General features: G+C 66.4%; 15 protein-coding genes. 6 read left to right on the top strand and 9 right to left on the bottom strand.

What is annotated here, in order from left to right:
* The first annotated feature begins 102 nt into the window (after positions 1–102).
* Positions 103–687, top strand: coding sequence for a TetR/AcrR family transcriptional regulator (locus OSB52_RS17185; RefSeq protein ID WP_235721873.1), 585 nt, complete (start codon positions 103–105; stop codon positions 685–687).
* A 199-nt stretch (positions 688–886) separates the two neighbouring features.
* On the opposite strand, the gene OSB52_RS17180 is transcribed toward OSB52_RS17185, so the two are convergent.
* The 4 genes from OSB52_RS17180 to OSB52_RS17165 are packed head-to-tail and all read right to left on the bottom strand — an operon-like array spanning position 887 to position 5,669.
* Positions 887–3,520 carry an MFS transporter gene (locus OSB52_RS17180; RefSeq protein ID WP_266062848.1) on the bottom strand — a complete coding sequence of 878 codons (2,634 nt, stop codon included), beginning with the start codon at positions 3,518–3,520 and terminating at the stop codon, positions 887–889.
* Between the two features lie 36 nt (positions 3,521–3,556).
* The gene (locus OSB52_RS17175; protein WP_266062846.1) at positions 3,557–4,363 is read right to left on the bottom strand and encodes a YceI family protein; all 807 of its coding nucleotides are present in this window, start codon (positions 4,361–4,363) and stop codon (positions 3,557–3,559) included.
* Positions 4,360–5,193 carry an MSCRAMM family protein gene (locus OSB52_RS17170; protein WP_266062845.1) on the bottom strand — a complete coding sequence of 278 codons (834 nt, stop codon included), beginning with the start codon at positions 5,191–5,193 and terminating at the stop codon, positions 4,360–4,362. Before OSB52_RS17170 ends, OSB52_RS17175 begins: the two co-directional genes overlap by 4 nt.
* Entirely contained in the window at positions 5,193–5,669 is a 477-nt protein-coding gene (locus OSB52_RS17165) for a MarR family winged helix-turn-helix transcriptional regulator (protein ID WP_266062844.1), read from the bottom strand. Before OSB52_RS17165 ends, OSB52_RS17170 begins: the two co-directional genes overlap by 1 nt.
* Positions 5,670–5,983: 314 nt before the next feature.
* On the opposite strand from OSB52_RS17165, the gene ppk2 reads away from it, so the two are divergent.
* Together ppk2 and OSB52_RS17155 are read left to right on the top strand one after the other, a co-directional pair.
* Positions 5,984–6,877: a polyphosphate kinase 2 gene (gene ppk2 / locus OSB52_RS17160; protein WP_235721878.1), complete on the top strand. Its 894-nt coding sequence runs from the start codon at positions 5,984–5,986 to the stop codon at positions 6,875–6,877.
* A 131-nt stretch (positions 6,878–7,008) separates the two neighbouring features.
* Positions 7,009–7,254 (top strand): three-helix bundle dimerization domain-containing protein, encoded by a 246-nt coding sequence (locus OSB52_RS17155; RefSeq protein ID WP_266062843.1) that lies wholly within the window; start codon positions 7,009–7,011, stop codon positions 7,252–7,254.
* Positions 7,255–7,294: 40 nt separating this feature from the next.
* Here OSB52_RS17155 and OSB52_RS17150 read toward each other — a convergent pair whose 3' ends face one another.
* The 3 genes from OSB52_RS17150 to OSB52_RS17140 all read right to left on the bottom strand — a co-directional run bounded on the left by OSB52_RS17150 (position 7,295) and on the right by OSB52_RS17140 (position 10,377).
* Positions 7,295–7,501, bottom strand: coding sequence for a hypothetical protein (locus tag OSB52_RS17150; protein WP_266062842.1), 207 nt, complete (start codon positions 7,499–7,501; stop codon positions 7,295–7,297).
* Positions 7,502–7,594: 93 nt separating this feature from the next.
* A complete protein-coding gene (locus OSB52_RS17145; RefSeq protein WP_266062841.1) occupies positions 7,595–9,235 on the bottom strand; it encodes a helix-turn-helix transcriptional regulator in 1,641 nt (546 codons plus the stop codon).
* An 89-nt stretch (positions 9,236–9,324) separates the two neighbouring features.
* Entirely contained in the window at positions 9,325–10,377 is a 1,053-nt protein-coding gene (locus OSB52_RS17140; RefSeq protein WP_266062840.1) for an AAA family ATPase, read from the bottom strand.
* 165 nt (positions 10,378–10,542) lie between these two features.
* Here OSB52_RS17140 and OSB52_RS17135 point away from each other — a divergent pair, with 165 nt between their 5' ends.
* Together OSB52_RS17135 and OSB52_RS17130 are read left to right on the top strand one after the other, a co-directional pair.
* Positions 10,543–11,112 carry a DUF4333 domain-containing protein gene (locus OSB52_RS17135; protein WP_266062839.1) on the top strand — a complete coding sequence of 190 codons (570 nt, stop codon included), beginning with the start codon at positions 10,543–10,545 and terminating at the stop codon, positions 11,110–11,112.
* A 206-nt stretch (positions 11,113–11,318) separates the two neighbouring features.
* Complete coding sequence (locus tag OSB52_RS17130; protein WP_266062838.1) at positions 11,319–13,073, top strand: BCCT family transporter; 1,755 nt, start codon at positions 11,319–11,321, stop codon at positions 13,071–13,073.
* 49 nt (positions 13,074–13,122) lie between these two features.
* On the opposite strand, the gene OSB52_RS17125 is transcribed toward OSB52_RS17130, so the two are convergent.
* Positions 13,123–13,842 (bottom strand): alpha/beta fold hydrolase, encoded by a 720-nt coding sequence (locus tag OSB52_RS17125; protein ID WP_235721884.1) that lies wholly within the window; start codon positions 13,840–13,842, stop codon positions 13,123–13,125.
* A 271-nt stretch (positions 13,843–14,113) separates the two neighbouring features.
* Here OSB52_RS17125 and OSB52_RS17120 point away from each other — a divergent pair, with 271 nt between their 5' ends.
* Positions 14,114–14,542, top strand: a complete 429-nt coding sequence (locus OSB52_RS17120; protein WP_266062837.1) for a hypothetical protein — start codon at positions 14,114–14,116, stop codon at positions 14,540–14,542.
* Positions 14,543–14,748: 206 nt separating this feature from the next.
* Here the strand turns inward: OSB52_RS17120 and OSB52_RS17115 are convergent, their stop codons facing one another.
* Positions 14,749–15,357 (bottom strand): pyridine nucleotide-disulfide oxidoreductase, encoded by a 609-nt coding sequence (locus OSB52_RS17115; protein WP_266062835.1) that lies wholly within the window; start codon positions 15,355–15,357, stop codon positions 14,749–14,751.
* Positions 15,358–15,410 lie beyond the last annotated feature (53 nt).

The following is a 15,410-nucleotide window of genomic DNA, read 5'->3' as shown; positions in this document are numbered from 1 at the left end:
CGTCGTCGTCGGGAGTCGTCCGGGCAAGGCGCAGACGATTGTGGTGGCACGACTGTGTTGGCAACGCGACCTAAGCTAGCACAGTTGGGCTACCATGCGGAAGTGCCCAAGCTGATCGACCACGACGCCCGACGAACTGAGATCGCGGAGGCGCTCTGGCGGGTGGTGCTCCGCGAAGGGGTGTCGGGGGTGTCGATCCGGGACGTCGCCGCCGAGGCGGGGATTTCCGCCGGGTCGTTGCGACATGTGTTCGCCGACAAGGAGGAGTTGCTCGCGTTCTCGATGCGGCTGATCTATCAGCGGGTCGGGGAGCGTGTCGTCGGGCACGGGTCTGTCCGCGATCCGCTGCGGCGCGCGGAGGCGATGCTGTCGGAGGTTCTACCGTTCGACGACGTCCGGCGGGTCGAGATGCACGTGAACCTGGCGCTGGTCACCGATGCGGTCGCACATCCGGGGCTGGCCGAGGCCGGACTCGAGGCGCACGACGGCCTGCGGGCGCTGTCTCGGCGGGTGCTGACCGATCTGGGCGACCACGGGCTCGTCGACGCGCGGCACGATCTGGAGGCCGAGGCGATGAGACTGCACGCGCTTGTCGACGGGCTGGCGGTGCATCTGCTGTTGGGGCACAACGACGCGCCCGCCCGGGTACGCCGGCTGGTCCGGGATCACCTGGGGTCGTTGCGCTGAGGCGCGCCCTTCCGGAATGTGCCCGCCGAAGAATCCGCCGCGCCGGAAGACCGCCCCAGAAAAGCGCCCTGCGTAGCGGGGCAGCCGACGCATTGTTGACGGGTTCGCTACGGAGGGTGCTGTGTCGGGGCGCTTTTCCGGGGACGTGCACGGGCGGCCCGGACGGGCCGGTCCGGTGCCGACGCGCGCCGGACGATCGCTACGACACGACCGGCTTGTGTCCGGCGCCGAGCGCGATGTCGGCGGTGTTGCGTTGTCCGGCGGACACACTGACCGCGAGGGCCGTCGGCTCGTACATGTTGGCAACCACCGTGAACGCCGAGTCGGTGAGGCCCTCGATGCGGTAGCGGCCGTCGGTGTCGGTGGTCACCGACGCGACGATCGTCTGATCGGGTCCGATTGCCGATACCGTGGCGCCGACGAGCGGTGTGCCGTCGGGGGTGCGGACCGTACCCTGCACGCCACCGGTGGCGATCAGGACGATGTCGACCACGCCGGGTGCCGAGGCGTCGACGGTCACGAGTTGACTTGTCGGCTGGTAGCCGGGCGCCGAGGCCGTGACGGCGACAGTGTCCCCGTTCGACAGGCCGCCGATGACGAAGTCGCCGTCGGCGTCGGCGTGCGCCCGGCTGATCACCGCGCCCGACCGGTCGGTGACCACCAGGGCCGCCGGTAGCGGACGGTCCCCGTCGCGGACCGTGCCGCGCAGAGTCGATCCCCCGGCGAGGACGAAGTCGCGACGGAAGGTCAGCTCACCGACGACGGACACCGTGAGCGCCCGAGGCGACCGGCCCGGTGCGGTCGCGATGACCGTATAGGTGCCGTCGGCGAGATCACCCACCGCGTAGGACCCGTCCGGCCCGACCGTGGCCGTACCGACCTGGTGGCCCCGGACATCGGTCACCGTCACGGCGGCTTCGGCGGGCGCGACGCCGTCGGACCCGGTGATGTGTCCGGTGATTCGGGGGTCGCCGCTCGCCGCGGAACCTGCCGTCGACGGCCCAGGCTTGCGGTGTCGTGCCCCGGTCATGTGCGCTTCGTCGATCAGCTCCGCGGGTGTGCCTACGCCGGCATCGGCGGCGACGGCAGCCAGTTCGACGCCCACCATCTCCGGTGTCGCCGACTTCGGCGATCCGGTGAACAGCGAGGCGATCGCACCGATCACACAGCAGATGAGAGCGAAGGTGAACGCGGCGGTGAGGCCATCGGAGAACGGATCACTGATCAGATGCGGGAAGAAGTCCAACCCGGTCAGGTGATCCACCGCCGACTGCGGCAGGCCCTGCAGCGCTTGACCGCCGACCTCACGGATGGGGTTGTAGCCGAGGAACGCCGCGAACAGGATGCCCACGGTGGGCAGATGCGCAATCCCGTCGGCGGGCGCGTCGGGCATGCCGTTGGCAGTGAGTCCGCTGAACATCGCGTCGGGCAGATGCGCGCTGAGTCCGGCGATCATCAGCGAGAAGAACAACCCGATCGACAGCACCATCGCGGCGTTCTGGAATGTGGTCATCATGCCGGCGCCCGACCCGCGGGAGGTGATGGGCAAGCTGTTCATCACCTCGGCACGGTTGGGGGAGGCGAACAGCCCCATGCCGATTCCGTTGATGAGCATCACCAGAGCGAAGACCCAGTACTGGAAGTCGACCGGCATCGCGATGAGTGCGGCGAAGGTACCGGCGGTGATGACCATGCCGGTGGTGGTGAACCATTTGGTACCCAGCCGATCGGACAGTGCACCCGATACCGGTGCGCTGAGCAGGAAGCCGATGGTCATCGGCACCATGTAGATACCTGCCCACAGCGGCGTGCGCGAGTAGTCGTATCCGTGCTGCGGCAGCCAGATGCCCTGCAGCCAGATGATGAGGATGAACTGAAGACCGCCGCGTCCGATGGAGGCCATCAGATTCGCTATGTTGCCGAAGGCGAAGGAGCGATTCTTGAACAGCGACAACTCGAACAGTGGGCTGGGCACCTTGGTCTCGATGAACACGAAGGCGGCCAGTACGATGACTCCACCGATCAGGCCGGTGAGCACCCACGGATTGCCCCAGCCCATGTTGGAGGTGCCGTAGGGCTGGATGCCGTAGGTGATCGCGATGAGGATGGCGATGAGCCCGACGGCGAAGGTGATGTTGCCCCACCAGTCCATCTTGGCCTTGCGGCGTTCGCCGGTGTCATGGAGTTTCAGGTACGCCCAGATGGTTCCGACCACGCCGAACGGCACCGAGACGAGGAAGATGTAGTGCCACTGGATCGGTGCCAGCACACCGCCGATCAGCAAGCCGAGGAACGACCCGGCGATGGCGGCAACGCCGTTGATGCCCATGGCTAGTCCGCGCTGATTGGCCGGGAAGGCGTCGGTGAGGATGGCCGACGAGTTCGCCATCAGGAAGGCGCCACCGACGCCTTGGACGATGCGCCAGAAGATCAGCCAGATGGCCGCCTCGCTACCGTCGAACCAGGTGATGGCCAAGAAGATCGACGAGACGGTGAAGATCGCGAACCCCATGTTGTACATCCGGGCGCGACCGAACATGTCGCCGAGACGACCGAAGCTGACCACCAGCACAGCGGTCACCACGAGGAAGCCCATCATCATCCACAGCAGATAGCTGGTGTTCTGCGGTTCCAACGGATTGAGGTGAATGCCCTTGAAGATGTCGGGTAGCGCGATCAGCACGATGGAGGAGTTGATGGTCGCGATCAGCATCCCCAACGTGGTGTTGGACAGGGCAATCCATTTGTAGTTGGGGCCGAGTTCGGCAAGGGAGCGCTGTCGGGAGCCGCGGGTGTCGGTGCCCGGGGCGACGGCGTTGCTGGTGTCGGACATGATGCCTTTCAGATCAATCAGGAAGAATGTGGTTGCTCAGGGGGTACGGATGGCCTGGATCTCCAGATCGACCGATGCGGTGCCGCCGATCTGCGCCACCCCACTGATCAGTTTGTCGTCGAAGCTGATGCCGAAATCGTTGCGCTGCAACGTCCCCGTCGCGCGGAATGCGGCCTGCCGACCGCCCCAGGGGTCGTCGACCTCGCCGAGGTAGGACAGGTTGAGGTCGACCGGAACCGAGGTCCCGCGCAGGGTCAGATGCCCGGCCAGGCGCCAGGTGTCGTCGCTGCCCGGGCACACCCGCGTCGCCCGGAACTCGGCGAGCGGATACTGCTCGACATCGAAGAACGCCGCGGAGCGCAGGTGTCCGTCGCGGGTCTGGTTGTCGGTGTCGATGCTGGCCGTGCTGATCTGGGCGCTCACCGACGACGCCTCGACGTCCTCGGGCACCTCGATGCGGCCTGAGAAGTCGGTGAATCGGCCTTTGATGGTGGCGATTCCGAAGTGCCGGACGCTGATCTCGACGGTGGAGTGGCCGGGATCGATCTCCCATGATCCGGCCGCCGGCACCGGCGCTCCGCCGGAGCGGGTCACCGCGATCGTGCCGAGGCTCACCTGTCCAGCGCCGTTGACCACCGCCGTGCGGGCGGTGGGCGCGAAGCCGTCGGCGGTGATGACCACCGTGTAGGTGCCTGCGTCGAGGGCGTCGGTGGTGATGGCGCCGCCGTCGTCGCCGCGCAGGACGGCCTGCTGCTCGCCGGTGGCGGACATGACGGTCATCACCGCGGCCGGCAGCGGATGGCCGCTCGACGTCGCCACGCGCGCGGTGATGGTGCCACTCATGCCTGCCCCCGTGCGCCCAGGACGAATTCGTGGGTGACCACGCGCCCGGGCTCGATGTCGATGGTGATGGCCTCCGGCGCATAGCCGTTGGCGATGACGGTGTAGTCGCCGGGTGCGAGGTTCGCGAAGAGATAGCGGCCGGCGGCGTCGGTCAACGTACTCGCCGCCATCTGCCCGGCATTGTCGAGTAGACCGACCTGGCTGTGCGGCACCGGTTGTCCTTCGGTCACGCCGTCTCCGTCGGTGATCACCCCGGCCAGCTCCGCTGCGGTCCGCAGCACGATGTCGGCCACGGCGACTCCGGTTCCGCCGACGGTGACCGTCTCGGCGACCGGGTCGCAGCCGGCCGCGGTCACGATGACGGTGTACGTGCCGACCGGCAGTCCGGAGACTTCCCACCCTCCGGTGGCATCGGTGACCGCGGTGGTGGTGACGTGACCTGCCCGGTCGGCCACGGCTACCGACGCGTGGGCCACCGGCTCCCCGGTCGCCGACGTCGTGACCGTTCCGCCGAGTGCGGCCATCGAGGCGAGCACCACCTCGACGTCGATGGGCGCGGCTCCCACCGTCACCGTCACCGCGGTGGGTTCATGGCCGGCCGCGGAAACAACGAGAACGTAGTGGCCACCAGCGGACACGTCGACGACGAAGGTCCCGTCGCTGCGGGCCATCGAGCGCGCGGCCTGACGGCCACCCGGATCGACGACGGTGATCGTGGCGTCGCCGACCGTCGTTCCCCCGGAACGGATCTCGCCACGTATCACGCCGCCTGATACTCGGGGCGGCGCTGTGCCATCGCCTTCGCGATGGCCGTTGGTGCTGGGCTGCATCAGGTTCCCTTCTGCTGAATGGGGGTCAGGGCGCACACGGTGTCGGCGAGCAGCCGCATCGACCGTTCGACACACCGGCGATCCGGATCGGTGAGTGCATCGAGCGCGGACTCGAACAGCGCCGAGTTCCGTGACGAGGCACCAGCGAGATGCGCACTGCCGGCGTCGCTCAGCGCGAGCAGACTCACCCGGCCGTCGTGGGCGTCGGTGGTGCGGACCACCATCCCGAGGTGCTCGAGCGAGGCCGCCACCCGCGACATGGTCGGTGCCGCGACTCGCTCGCGGTCGGCGAGTTCGGTCGCCCGGATGGGTGCATGCTGCGCAATCGTCCACAGCGCCGACATCTGGCTCGGCGACAACAGGTTGTCTCCGGTCGTCGACCGGACGGCACGCCCGATCCGGATCAGGTCGCGGTGGATGGCCGCGGCGCCGCGCAGCGCCATCGTGTCGGCGGGATCGTCGACGATGTGACTCATCCCTGCCCTCCAAAAAACTTAGTAACACTAAATTAATTACTTAGCCACCCTAAATGGATCTGGTGGGCACAGTCGACCCGGATGGGTGTGAGTTGGGCGACATCGGAGCTGAAAATTGGGACAAAGCACCATATTTCGGTCAACCCACGTTGGCGGAGGCGGTGTTTTCGTGGTCGTCGGCGTCGCCGGAGCGCACGGGATCCGTCGACGGGTGTATCGATGTTCGCGTTGCCGCGTCGGCGATGTCGTAGCATCTCGGACACGCCGAACACGGTGCGACACATGGTCTGGGGAGCGAAGGGAAGGGCGGCGCCATGGGGAAGAAGTCGAAGAAGAAGCGCGACGGGGGCCGCGCCGGGCACGACACCTCAACCGGTGGCTCGGGCCAGTCGGCGCCGATCGACAACAAGCCTGGCGAGACCAAACCGGTCGAGGGCAAACCGATGAAGAACAAGGAGTATCGGGAACAGCTCAAGCAGGTGCACGCGGAGCTCGTGGCGATGCAGGAGTGGGTGCGCTCGACCGGCGCCAAGATCTGCATCGTCTTCGAGGGCCGCGACACCGCCGGCAAGGGCGGCGTCATCAAGGCCCTGACCGAGCGGGTCAGTCCCCGGATCTTCCGGGTGGTCGCGTTGCCGACACCCACAGAACGCGAGAAGTCCCAGATGTTCCTTCAGCGGTACGTACCCCACCTTCCCGCGGCGGGCGAGGTCGTCATCTTCGACCGCAGTTGGTACAACCGTGCGGGCGTCGAGCGGGTGATGGGTTTCTGCACCGAAGAGCAGTCGAAACAGTTCTTGTCCGATGCTCCCGAGTTCGAGCGGGCCATGGTGCGGTCGGGAATCCTGCTGATCAAGTACTGGTTAGAGGTCAGCGACGACCAGCAGACCCTACGGCTGCAGAGCCGCATCGACGACCCCCGTAAGTATTGGAAACTCTCCCCGATGGATCTGAAGTCCTACACCCGATGGGACGAGTACACCCGTGCCCGCGACGACATGTTCCGCTACACCGACACTGGCTGGGCGCCCTGGTATGTGGCCAACACCGACGACAAGAAGCGCGGTCGGCTCAACATCCTCACCCATCTCCTCGGGCTGGTGCCCTACACTCCGCTCGAAGCGCCCGACGTGGAGCTTCCGAAACGAACAGTGGGTGCCTACGAGGGGCCGTCCCTCCCGGTGACCAGGGTGCCGTCGGCGTTCTGAGCGCCACCAGCCGGGGCCCGAACACGGGACGGCCGAAACGCGAGCACCATTCGAATGCAGATCGATGAACAGTCCATGAACAGTGTCCGGTTTGTCGGGCCGCGTCTGATGGTGACCCCTAGCCTTGTCCTGTGGAGGACGCAGACGAACGACGGCAGATCGGCGAAGTGCAGGAACGATTGATCGCCGCCTACTCGGATCGTCCGAGTCAAACGGTGGCGGCCGCGGTCGAGGCCGCGTATCGACATTTCGACGGCATCCGCGTGCGGGACTTCGTTCCGCTGCTCGTCGAGCGTAGGGCGAACGCGTCGCTCAACGGCAACGGCTCCGCCCCGATGGCGGACTCGCACCTCGCGCCGCCGCATCACGACGACTGAGAGTCACCGCCGCCGGATTCAGACCGAGACGAACGCAAGTTCAGCCGTGAGCGCCGTTCAACTGGAACCGCTGCTGTAGGCGCTGGATGTAGCCGCGTACCTCGAACAACTCGGCCCGTTTGGCCGCGGAGGCGGCACTGCTGGGTACGCTCTCCATCTCATCGACGAGAGCGTCGGCTGCGCGTTCCAGTTCGTTGACCAACTGGCGCGCCTGGGCACGTGCCGCAGGGTCGAGGTCGTCGAGCATGCGCACGAGCGTAAGTCACCTGAACGACCTGCGCCAACTCTGACTGGGTCGACGGTCCGGTTGTACTCCCACTCATCGCAGACGTCACGCGGCTCAGGGCGCAAGCGCAGGCCGCAGTTCCGCCCGCCCGGATATGCCGAGCTTGCGGTAGGTGTGGGTCAGGTGCAATTCCACCGTTCGGCGCGTGAGGAACAGTTGTTCGGCGATCTCCCGGTTCCCGATGTCGGTGGCGGCCAACTGGGCGACGCGGCGTTCCTGCGGTGTGAGCGCCTGCAGTCCGGTCACCTGAGGTCGACGCGGTCGCGCACCGGTGGCCCGCAGTGCGCTCATCGCCCGCGACACGAGTCGCCACGAACCGCATCGATGTGCCGCGTCCATTCCGGTACGCAACAGGTCGCGGCGCTCGGCGACGTCGCCGGATTCGGGCGCGGCGCCGAGCTCGACCAGCGACTCGGCGAAAACCAGCGCGGCCTGCGACGGACGAAGAATCTCGACAGCCTCCCGCAGGTCCGCCACCGCTGCTGCCCCCGATCGGAGCTGTGCTCGCGCGAGCAACGCCTGGCCGACGGCTCGGGGTGCGCCGTAACGCCGGGCCTCGGTCAACTCCGCCTCGAGCAGATCCCGGCAGCGTGTGTCGAATGTGCCCTGCAGCGACCGGACGGTCGCGGTCATCGAGCGCCACGGCGACGCGACCGGATTGAGATAGGCAGACCGATGGCCGCGCTCGCTCACCTCGGCGAGGTCTGCCAACGCACGCTCGTGGTTGCCGAGTGCGGCGAACAGCCGGGCCCTCGACAGCAGCAACGTGTCGATCGTGCCGATGTCCGGAAGCTCACCGTTCAGTCCGTAGTGCTCGAGCATCGACATGGCGCCGGCGCAGTGCTCCCGCTCCACCGCGACCTCGATCTGCCATCCCACCGTCATCGCGAAGCACATCGGATCGACATTGGCCAACTCGTCGAGGACTCGGTGTGCGTCGGTCTCGGCTTGATCTATCGCGCCGCGGTAGACGGAGTTGCCCGCGCGCAACGCCGTCGCGTAGGCGACGCCGACCAGCGACCCGCTGCCGACTGCGGCTGTGATCCCGGCGGTGGCGAACTCGTCGACCTCCTGGTACTCGCCGGTCCAGGCCAGGGCGCTGCCGGCGTAGATGAAGACCGGGGAGGCCGACCCGACCTCCGAGATCAGGGCTGTTCCACCGATCGCGCGCCGGGCGAGGTCGGCGACCTCCCGGTGACCGGCTGCCGCGCGCACCGCGGCATCCCACGCGACATGTGCCAGCACCGCACGCTGGGCAGGGGTGGTGGCACCGCACACCACGGGCCGCAGTTCTGCTGGGCGGCCGCGGTTGCGACGAGAGATCGCCTCGGCGTTGAGCGCTGCGGCCTCCAACCGCAACCATGATGTGTAGTCGCAGGTCTGGTCCACGGTGGCCAGCGCCGCGCGGCAGACCTCGCCGGCCTGCTCGAGTAACGCGGCATGAAAGAGTGCGGTGGCATACGCCTCGACGATCTCGATCGCGGGTGCGTCGGTGAGGTCTCGCGAGAGTTCCCACGCCCGGTGCAGGTGATCGAGCGCCTTCGGGTCCTTCGCCTCGTCGTACAGTCTGCCGAGCTGATGGCGGATCGTGATCTCGGCGCTTGTGTCCAACGATTCGCCAAGTGCGAGTTCGAGATAGGCGACCGCTCGCGTACTGCCGCCCTGCCCGCAGGTGACGGTGGCTGCAGCCGTCAAGGTGGGAACCACCCACGGGCGGTCGAACGGCGCGAGCTGTGCCGCCTGCAGCAGGTGTTCGGCCGAACGGACCGGGTGACGTGCCGAGTTCAGCTGTGCGGCACGAAGTGCGAGGTCGAGTCGATGACCGGAGGTACGGTCCCGGCCACCGCGTCGCGCAGCAACGGGTGACGAAAATGTCGCGGGTCGGTGGGGTCGAGCAGTTCGGACCCGATGAGTTCGTCAATGGCAGAGGTGGCTTCGGCCGTCGACACCCGCGCCAACTCGACGATGTCGCCGAGCGCGGCGGATTCACCCAATGTCGCCGCCGCGACCGCGATCGACCGCGCTGCGCGGCCCACGGTGGCGAGCCGGCGATCGGTCGATTCGACGATGGTCGCCGGCACCTCGTCGAGGCGAGCGCCCCGCGCCGCGAGATGGCGGGCGAACTCGCAGACGTAGAACGGGTTGCCGCCGGTGCGTTCGGTCAGCGCGGGTAGTACCACGTCGAGGGCGTGATCGTCGAGGCCGCTGAGGGTCGCGACGAGGTCACGGGTTGCGTCCGGACTGAGTGGTTGCGGTTCGAGGCGTCGGTGCGCCGCGCCCGTCAGCTCGTCGAGTTCGGGCGGGGCGGGGGTCGCGCTGCGCGCGGCCACGACCACGGCGATCGGATGGCCCGCGAGTCGGTCGGCCAGGTACCGGAGGAAACGCAATGACTGGGGATCGGCGAGCTGTGCGTCGTCGACGATGAGTAGCAGCGGTCGCTGTTCGCTGAGGCTGATGGTCAGCCAATGCAGGCCGTGGAGTAGTTGGAACTCGTGTAGATCGGTTCGCTCGCCCTCGAAGAAGAGGGGCAGACTCAGTGCGCTGGCACCCCGGAACACCGCGGGGTCGGTGTCGAAGACCGCTTGATCGAGCAAACCGACCATGGCGGCGAAGGGCTGGCCGGCCTCGCTGTCGCGACCCCGGTAGCGACACGTTCGGAACTGTTCGTTCCGCTGCGCCAACGCCTCGAGCAGGGAGGTCTTTCCGATGCCGGCAGGCCCACGGACCACGACTGCCTCGCCGTCGCCGTCTGCGGCTCGCGCGAGCACATCGGTCAGGATGCGCAACTCGTCGTCACGCTCCATCAGGACCGGACTGCCGACACCCGCGGACCGCATGACACCAGATCCTATGTCGGATATGTCCCGTTGGCCTACGGACCGGCCGCCGAAACCCTTCGGTGCCGAGACCACTCGACGGGTGCGCGTTCATGACAGCCTTGAGATCGCCCCTTCCACGACCCTGGCCCGCCCGCCGCGGCCGTCCTCGCGACAGGAGTAGCAGTGACCAGCAAACACCAATCCCTGAGCCGGTTTGCCATCCTTGCGGTGGCGATTGTTCTCGCCGGGTGCTCGGTGTCGGTCAGCACCGGTGACTCGCAAGGTCTCAGCGCCGATCAACTCGAGACCGAACTCGGTGACGAGGCCGCCGCCCAGACGGGCGACGCGCTCGACGCCATCGACTGCACCAATGGTCTCGACGCGGAGGTCGACGACGCCACCAACTGCTCGGTGACCGAGAAGGGGGTGGTCGCGATTTGGGATGTGAAGGTCACGAATGTGGACGACGACAACGACTCCATCGACTTCAGCTGGCAGGTACAGGACGGATCTCAGCGGCTGTTGGCGTCCTCGATCGTCGATTCGGTCGGCGCGGACTTCGGTCGGCAGACCGGCTACACGTTGACCGCCGTCCAGTGTCCTCAGCAGGAGATCTCCGCTCAACCGGGCACCACCGTGACCTGCGACGCCTCGACGGCGGAAGGGGAGACCGGCCCGCTACGCCTGACGATGGACGGGGCCGAGGGGATGGTCGTCAACTTCTCGTGGGATCTGCCGACCGGCGCGTCGTGAGCGGTTGGCGAGCGGGCCGGCTCCGGTGCATCAGAACGGGAGCCGACGCGATTGCGGCAATCGGGGCAAATGTAACGAAGCGATTGCATCGGTGGCCATCGTCGAATCGGGGGACGATGCTGGGGTTCTAGTCGACGGTTCACACGACATCCGACACGCGCGATCCCGACCCGACATCGAGCCGTCGAGGATGGAGACGGCGACCTGTGGACACACTCGCTCGAAAGCTCGGTCTCAAGACGAACCCGCAGATCTTCTTCTGGTCGGCAGGGCTCACCATCTCACTGCTGGTGCTGTTCCTGATCTTCCAGGATTGGGTGGGTGACGCATTCGGGTCCGGCCGTGAATGGATTGTCACCAACCTCGGTTGGTTCTTCATCCTCGGGGTGACGGTATGGCTGGTCTTCCTGATCTGGGTGGCCATCAGTCGCTATGGGCGGCTCCGCCTCGGCGACGACGATGACAAACCGGCGTATTCCAACCTGTCGTGGTTCGCCATGCTCTTCGCCGGTGGTATCGGCACGGTGTTGATGTTCTGGGGTGTGGCAGAACCGATCTCACATTTCTCCAATCCGCCGTTCGAGGGGGTGCAACCCTACAGCGCGGAGGCCGCCGAAGATGCCATGAGCATCTCGCTCTATCACCTGAGCCTGCACACGTGGGCCATCTTCACCCTGCCCGGCTTGGCATTTGGTTACTTCATCTATCGCTACAAGCTGCCGATGCGTGTCTCGTCGGTGTTCTATCCGGTCCTCAAGGAGCGCATTCACGGGCGTATCGGTAAGATCATCGACGTCGTCGCGGTGCTGGGAACAGTTTTCGGGCTTGCGGTTTCGTTGGGTCTGGGCACCTCGCAGATCAACGCCGGTCTCAGCGAACTCATCGGTCTGCCGGACTCGGTGTGGGCCAAGGTCATCATCATCACCACGCTGACGATCGTCGCGACCTCATCGATCGTGGTGGGCTTGGAGAAAGGCGTCAAACGGCTCTCCAACATCAACATCCTGGTGGCGGTCGGCCTGATGATCTTCGTGCTTATCTTCTCCGACACCGTGTTCCTGCTCCGGCAGCTGATCGAGAGCCTGGGCACATATGCTTCCGACGTCGTGCCCCTTGCCTTCTGGAACGACGCCATGGCCGAGTTCACCAAGGACGGCGGCTGGGGCTGGCAGGGCGGCTGGACGGTGTTCTACTGGGCATGGACGGTGACCTGGGCACCGTTCATGGGGGTGTTCTTGGCCCGCATCTCCCGCGGCCGCACCATCCGCCAGTTCGTGATCGGTGTGCTGGTCGCGCCGTCGCTGTTCACCCTGGTCTGGTTCGTGATCTTCGGCTGGTCGGCCATGGAGATCGACGGTATCGGCGGTGACGGCGGCCCGATCTCCGAGGCCGTCGCCGAGAGTGTGCCGTTGGCGATGTTCGAGTTCTTCGACAACTTCCCGCTGACCACGTTGATCTCGGGTATTGCCGTCGTGGTGGTGGCGTTGTTCTTTGCCACGTCGTCGGATTCGGCATCCCTGGTGGTGGACATGTTGTGTTCGGGCGATGCCGAAGCCGGCCCGATCCGTCAGCGCGCCTTCTGGGGACTCACCGAGGGCGCGGTGGCCGCAACGCTCATCGTCGTCGGCGGCGAGGCCGGACTCAGTGCGCTGCAGGAAGTGATCACGGTGGTCGGCCTACCCATCTTCATCCTGGTGACATTGATGATCCCGACGCTGTTTATCGGTCTGCGCCACGAGAAACACAAGGTCACGCCGATGACCCATCAGCACTTCGTGCAGATGTACTCCGATCAACTCAACGGCAACGGGAACGGGTCGGACACCGGCGAGGCATCCGGCGGGGGAGACGAGTCGGTGAGCGCGCCGAAGTCCGGTGCGGCGCCTAGCGCCTCGACAACGCCGCCATCGGAAACCGCGACACCCACCGCGAATCCGGAAACACGTTCTGACACCAGCTGATACGCACACTGCGGTGCCCCGCGCCGAGTGATCGATCGGAGGGGATCGATCACTCGGCGTGATCGGCTGCGGTGGCGCGTTGAATCAGCCCTGCCAATGCTTTCGGGTCGATGAAGGCCGACATGTGCGACCAGTCAGGATGCAGATCGAACTCGGCACCGTGGATGCGTCGGGCGAGATCGGCCATGACCTCGGGCGTGGACACGCCGTCCTTACCCGCGGCCACCACGGTGACCGGCATGGCCAGGGAGCTCGTCCGCGACCATCGGTCATAGGTGGCGATTGCGGCCAGAGCGGCAGCCCAATCCTCGGTGTCGGCCTGGGAGAGTTGTTCTCGGGCAGCACACACCGCATCAGAGTCGGCAATCAGTTCGGCGGCGGTGAACCAGCGTGCCAGCGACCCGACAACCGATGGTCCCGACCCCGCGCGGACCTGCGCGGCCACCGGTCCGAACGCCGGGAACGGGGTGTCGCGGGTGCACAGCACGGTCAGCGTCCGAACCCGATCGGGGTGCGCCAGCGCGAGGTCGATCGCGATCTGCCCACCGAACGAGTGCCCGACAAGATCGAGATCACCCTCGAGGTCGGCAGCCACCTGTTCGGCCAGGATCGATTGCGCATCCCGGGAGTTCGGCACATGCGTGCAATCCGGCGTGATCACTGTCCGCCCACTCAGATGTGTGACGGTGTCCGCCCAGATCTCCGGTGTCAGCGGCGCACCGTGCAACAGCACGAGAGTGCGATCGGAGTTCTGGACGTGGTGCGCCATTGCCGGAGACTACCGCGCCGCGGTCGCACACGTCACCGGTGTGCCACCGACGCGGAACACCAGGTCGGCAGTGTCATTTCGGTACTTGTCCGTCGATGGCATGTCCGCACTGCCGTCGGACACGATATTCGATTGCACGAGTACGACCAAAAGTATTGCCGCAGGCCATCTTCGCGCAGTCGCAACTCAACGGGCGTGGAGAATGAAAATGGCGAAAAAGGTGACGAGAATGGATTGTTGGAGGTCGTTCGGGCTGATACCTTCGGTCGCCATGGCAAAGAAAATTCTCTGTTCTGTAGTGGGTTTGTCGGCGGCCCTCGGAGTCGGTGTCGCTGCGGCGGGCAACGCGGCCGCTGCGCTTCCCGAATTCGGGGTGACGTCGGCGGGGGAGACCGCCAATTCGGTGACCGTGCAGGTCGCCCGAGGTGACGATGGCGCCGGCACATACCTGTGCCTCGCCGTGGCGCAGCCCGACGGACTCCCGGACGGTGTCAACGTGTCCATTCCGAGCAACCCGGTACCTGTTGCACCCAACCGAGCGACGGACCTGACGATCACCAACCTGCAGGCCGACACCGACTACACCGTCACCGTGACCTGCACCAGCGTCGCCGACCTGGACATCGGCAGTGCCTCGGTGCGCGTGCAGACCACCTCGGGTGCGGGAGGAGGAATCGGGAGCGGAAGCCTCGACTTCTGAGTTGCGCTCACCGCGCGGTGGTCGGGTACAGCGGCCGCGGGCGAGTTGCCGCGAGGTCGCGGAGCACCGGCACCGATGGGCCACCGGTCGGTGTATCTGTCTGAGGTGCCAGCGGTGGGCGGCGACGATAATTGACGCTGGTAGCTGCTGAGGCTGCAGACAGATACACCGGACGGGCGTCGCTCTCGGACAGACGGCGCAACGGCTCAGGCGGGTTCGACCGCACGCAGGCAGTATCCGATCGCCTCCGGCTCGGAAAACACCCACGCGGTCTGATCGGCTGCGCAGGTGATCGAGTCGTCCGAACGGGTGACGGCCTCGGCGATGATGGTGTCGGTGGCCGCGGGGGCCGCGCAGTCCGACTCCCGGTAATCGACGAGTTGTCCGCCCGGCAACGGGATCTGATAGCACCGGCTGTCGACGAAGTTGGGAGTCATGCAGAGCTTCTGTGGGTCTCCATCGAAGGACAGGCTTGCGCTGTTGTCCCCGGCGCAGTCGGCGTCGGCGGTGACCGTCTCGGCGGCGTAAAAGGTGAGGCCGTCGGAGTCGCAGGCGATGGTGGTGGCCCGGACGTTCCCCTGGTCATCGGCTTCGTCGTCGATCTGCAGGCACTCACCGATCGTGATGTCGGAGGTGGATTCCACCGCTGAGTCGTCGGTACCGATCGAGACGCTGCACGCCGTCACCGCGGCGAGCCCGACCGTGGCCAGCAGGAGCGTGCAGTGTCGAGCAAGTTGCCACCGCGCGCTGGGGTGTGGGGGTTCGTCGGTGATGTAGGTGATGGGCGTTTGCGGGGTGGACGCGTGGGTGGACATCGGAAAGCCTTTCGGTACCTGAGTTGCCGTCAGCTTGTCGATCGGCTCTTGCG

The organism is Gordonia aquimaris (assembly GCF_026262595.1).
In the GTDB taxonomy this organism is placed as follows: domain Bacteria; phylum Actinomycetota; class Actinomycetes; order Mycobacteriales; family Mycobacteriaceae; genus Gordonia; species Gordonia tangerina.
Note: the sequence above shows the minus strand (reverse complement) of the source record. Positions and strands in the feature narration are given on the sequence as shown.